A 4396-nucleotide genomic window follows, 5' to 3' on the forward strand; every position below is an offset into this window, starting at 1 on the left:
CCGTGCAGTGGTGATGTGCCGCCGGTGCGGCTCGAAGTGCCACCCCGGCATCCCTGGGACGCCGTGGCAACTCGAAGAACCTTACACGCTCGTGTAGGCCGCATCAAACCCGTGGCGCAAGTGGGTTTCGCGGGCTACCGTCGTCCTGTGACCAAGCATGCGCTCACCCAGCAGTGGTGGGCCGCCTGACGGCGGCCCAGCCTTGCGCATGCAACCAACCGGCCGCCCGCCTCGGGCGGCCGTTCTGCTGTCCGTGGTGGCGGTCCCGCCCCAGAGGAGACAAGCAGAGCCATGACACGCATCTTCAGCGGCATCAAGCCCTCCGGCCACCTCACCCTCGGCAACTACCTGGGGGCCCTCCGCCAGTGGGTCCAAGCCGACCAGCACCGGGCCGACGCCCTCTTCTGCGTCGTCGACCTGCATGCCCTGACCGTCGATCACGACCCGGCCCGCGTGCGCAGGCTCAGCCGGCAGACGGCGTCGCTGTTCCTCGCAGCCGGGCTCGACCCCGAGCTCTGCACCCTGTTCGTACAGAGCCACGTCCACGAGCACACGCGCCTCTCCTACCTCCTGGAGTGCACGGCCACCGACGGCGAGATGCGGCGGATGATCCAGTACAAGGAGAAGGCCGCGCGGGAGCGGGCCGGCGGCGGAAGCGTCCGGCTGTCTCTGCTGACCTATCCGGTGCTCATGGCCGCGGACATCCTGGCCTACGGGGCGGACGAGGTACCGGTCGGCGACGACCAGGCGCAGCACGTCGAGCTCACCCGGGACCTGGCTGAGCGGTTCAACCAGCGCTACGGAGCGACGTTCGTCGTGCCGAGGGCCGTGCTGCCGTCGGTGGCGGCGCGCGTCATGGACCTGCAGGACCCGACGTCGAAGATGGGGAAGTCGCACGCCGAGACGTCGGGCATCGTCTATCTGCTCGACGAGGCGGACGTCGTCCGCAAGAAGATCATGCGTGCGGTGACCGACAGCGGGAGCGAGGTCGCCTACGACCCCGAGGCCCAGCCCGGCGTCGCGAATCTGCTGGAGATCCTCGCGGGATGCACGGGCCGCAAGCCACTGGACCTGGCCGCGGAGTACAGCACGCGGGGTTCCGGGTACGGCGCGCTGAAGAAGGACACGGCCGAGGCCGTCGTGGAACTGCTGCGCCCGATCAGGGAGCGGCACGCACAGCTGTGCGCCGACCCCGGTCAGGTCGACGACGTTCTGCGGGCGGGGGCCGAACGGGCACGGGGGCTCGCCCGGCCGACCGTCGACGCGGCGTACCGGGCCATCGGCCTGCTGCCGCCCGTGTGAAGAACACCGGCCCGTGGAAAACACGTCGGCCCTCCGGCAGAGGTCGGTCTGCCGGAGGGCCGATGATCTGAACGTCTTGGGCTATGCCTGGCCGGAGGCCAGTTCGCGGCTACGGTCACGAGCGGCTTCGAGAGCGGCGATCAGGGCCGCCCGTACACCGTGGCTTTCCAGTTCGCGGATCGCACTGATCGTCGTGCCGGCGGGGGACGTGACGGCCTCGCGCAGCTTCACCGGGTGCTCGCCGCTGTCGCGCAGCATGACCGCGGCGCCGATGGCGGCCTGGACGATCAGGTCGTGCGCCTTGTCGCGGGGCAGGCCCAGGAGGATGCCGGCATCGGTCATGGCTTCGACGAGGTAGTAGAAGTAGGCCGGTCCGGAGCCGGACAGGGCGGTTGCCGCGTCCTGCTGGGTCTCCGGGACGCGCAGCGTCTTGCCGACCGGCTTGAAGATCTCCTCCGTGCGCAGGAGGTGGGCCTCGGAGGCGTGGGAGCCGGCGGAGATGACGGACATCCCCTCGTCGACGAGGACGGGGGTGTTGGGCATGACGCGTACGACAGGGGTGCCGGCCGGAAGCTTCTCCTCGAAGAAGGCCGTGGGAACACCGGCGGCGGCGCTGATGACCAGCCGGTCGGCCGGCAGGTGGGGGGCGAGCTCGTCGAGGAGGAGCGCCATGTCCTGCGGCTTGACGGCCAGGATGAGGGTGTCGGCCGCCTTGGCGGCCTCGATGTTGCTCACCACCTCGACGCCGTAGCGGCTGCGCAGCGCTTCGGCGCGCTCGCGGCGGCGGGCCGTGCACATCAGGTCGTGCTTCGACCAGCCGGCCCGGATCATGCCGCTGAGGAGCGCCTCACCGATCTTGCCGGTGCCGAGGACGGCGACTTTCTGGGTCACGGGGGCCTCACCTCTTGGCTGCACTGTGGGTGTGACTGGCATCTTCGCACTCCGGCGGCCGAGCGCACGGCCCATGTCCACACCTCGGGACCGGTGGCGCACCGGGGAAGGGCCGGCTCCGTACAGCCGTCCGCCGGGGCGATCGGAAGCGGGATCTCCCCTTTCCCGACTCCTCGTTTACATCGTGGTTACAAACCAACTCGCTGATCTGCACCACGACTTGGCCAAAATATGGTCGAGTTATTAACGGCACGGAGCTGCAGGGGACGACAGCGCCGATGCCCGTACCGGGGTCTGCGCCGACGTCCGTTCCGACGTCCGGCAGCGGAGCCGTGCTCGCTCGCCCCATGGTGCCCGTGCCCGTGTCCGCGACTGTGTCCGTGCCCGTGCTGTCCGTGCCTGTGTCCGCGTCAGCCCGCTCCCGCCCGCTGCCTGCCACCCGCCGCCCGCCGCACCGCTGAACCCGCTGACCAGTTCGACTACTCGTACGACGCTCCGTTCCGCCCCCTCTCCACCCCTCTCCACCCCTCTCCACTCCATCTGTCAGGCAACGATCCTCATCGCATCGCTGCGCGCGCTCAGAGCGCGCTGGAGGCAATCCTCATGCAGAAGACTCTCTTCCGCCGTGTCCGAAACGTCGTCGCCAAAGTTGACCTCAGGGCCAACCTCCGGGCGGACTTCACCGCGTCGCTGGTCGTCTTCCTCATAGCCGTGCCGCTGTCCGTCGGCATCGCCGTCGCGTCCGGTGTGCCGGTCGAGCTCGGACTCGTCACCGGCATCGTCGGTGGGCTCCTCACCGGTCTGCTGCCGGGTAGCAGCATGCAGGTCAGCGGCCCCGCGGCCGGGCTGACGGTGCTGGTGTACGAAGCCGTACGGGAGTACGGGCTCAGGGCGCTCGGCGTCCTGGTGCTCACCGCCGGCCTGCTGCAGCTGGCCATGGGGCTGCTCAAGCTGGGGCGCTGGTTCCGCGCCATCTCCGTCGCCGTGGTGCAGGGGATGCTCGCCGGCATCGGGGTCGTGCTCATCGCCGGCCAGCTGTACGCGATCGCCGACGCGGACGCGCCGGCCGGCGGCCTCGAAAAGCTGGGCGGACTGGTGACCCTGCTGACCGACACCCTCGCCTCGGGCGACGCGATGGCCGCAGTGGCCGTCGGTGGAGGAACCGCAGCCGTGCTCGTCCTGTGGCCCCACTGGCAGCGTGCCGCGCGCATCGTCCCCGGCCCCCTGGCCGCGGTCGCACTGGCCACCACCGTGGTCGGGCTGCTGCAGCTGCCCGTCGACCGGGTCCAGGTCCGCGGAATCCTCGACGCGATTCAGCCACCGGGTGGTGGAGACTTCGCCCGTCTGACGGAGTTCGGGGTGCTGGGCACGGTGCTGGCCTTCGCTCTCATCGCGTCGGCGGAGTCACTCTTCAGTGCGGCGGCCGTCGACCGACTGCACGACGGCACCCACACGGACTACAACAAGGAACTCATCGCCCAGGGCGCCGGCAACACCGTCTGCGGAGTGCTCGGCGCGCTGCCCATGACCGCCGTGATCGTGCGCAGTTCCGCCAACGTCAGTGCCGGCGCCCGCACGAAGGCGTCCCGGGTGCTGCACGGGGTGTGGCTGCTGGTCTTCGCGACCCTGCTGCCGTGGGCGCTTGAGCTCATTCCGGTGGCGGCGCTGGCCGGCGTCCTCGTCCACGCCGGCTGGAAGCTGATTCCGGGCAAGGAGCTGGGCCCGCTCTGGAAGGACCACCGGGGCGAGGTCGCGGTACTGGTGACCACGACCGTGGCCATCGTGGTCACCAATCTCTTCGAGGGCGTGATCGTCGGCCTGCTGATGGCCGTCGCCAAGTCCGCCTGGGAGACCTCGCACGTACACATCGAGACGGTGAAGACGCCGGCCGGCGTGCTGCGGGTACGGATCCTCGGCAACGCCACCTTCCTGCGGCTGCCGAAGCTGCTGGACGAGCTGGAGGAACTGCGCCGCGGCGGGCACCGCCTGGAGCTCGACCTCCGCGGACTGCGCCATATGGACCGCGCCGTTCACACCGCATTGCGAGGCTGGGCGGAACGGCATGCAGAGTCGCTGGAGGAAGGTGGCGGAGGAGACGGGCCGGACCGCGACGAGAACGGAAACGGCGAAGCGACCGGCCGCGTGGTGGCCGTATAGCCGGGTAGCCACGTACCGGTAAATGCAAGAAAGCCCTGGCAGGACC

The 4396-nt window shown here is 69.9% G+C and carries 3 protein-coding genes; 2 read left to right on the top strand and 1 reads right to left on the bottom strand.

Annotated features, from left to right (window positions below; all coding sequences use genetic code 11):
* Positions 1 to 291: 291 nt before the first annotated feature.
* A complete protein-coding gene (gene trpS / locus LE181_RS31495) occupies positions 292 to 1302 on the top strand; it encodes a tryptophan--tRNA ligase (protein ID WP_225664991.1) in 1011 nt (336 codons plus the stop codon).
* An 81-nt stretch (positions 1303 to 1383) separates the two neighbouring features.
* Here trpS and proC read toward each other — a convergent pair whose 3' ends face one another.
* Positions 1384 to 2193 carry a pyrroline-5-carboxylate reductase gene (gene proC / locus LE181_RS31500; RefSeq protein ID WP_225664993.1) on the bottom strand — a complete coding sequence of 270 codons (810 nt, stop codon included), beginning with the start codon at positions 2191 to 2193 and terminating at the stop codon, positions 1384 to 1386.
* A 603-nt stretch (positions 2194 to 2796) separates the two neighbouring features.
* Here proC and LE181_RS31505 point away from each other — a divergent pair.
* Positions 2797 to 4350, top strand: coding sequence for a SulP family inorganic anion transporter (locus LE181_RS31505; RefSeq protein ID WP_225664995.1), 1554 nt, complete (start codon positions 2797 to 2799; stop codon positions 4348 to 4350).
* Positions 4351 to 4396: the final 46 nt, after the last annotated feature.

Source organism: Streptomyces sichuanensis (assembly GCF_020328095.1).
Lineage (GTDB): Bacteria > Actinomycetota > Actinomycetes > Streptomycetales > Streptomycetaceae > Streptomyces > Streptomyces cinnamoneus.

What these genes read in the sequence shown, in the direction of transcription:
- LE181_RS31505 (WP_225664995.1), top strand. Translation starts at nt 2,797, where the DNA reads ATGCAGAAGACTCTCTTCCGCCGTGTCCGAAACGTCGTCGCCAAAGTT.
- trpS (WP_225664991.1), top strand. Translation starts at nt 292, where the DNA reads ATGACACGCATCTTCAGCGGCATCAAGCCCTCCGGCCACCTCACCCTC.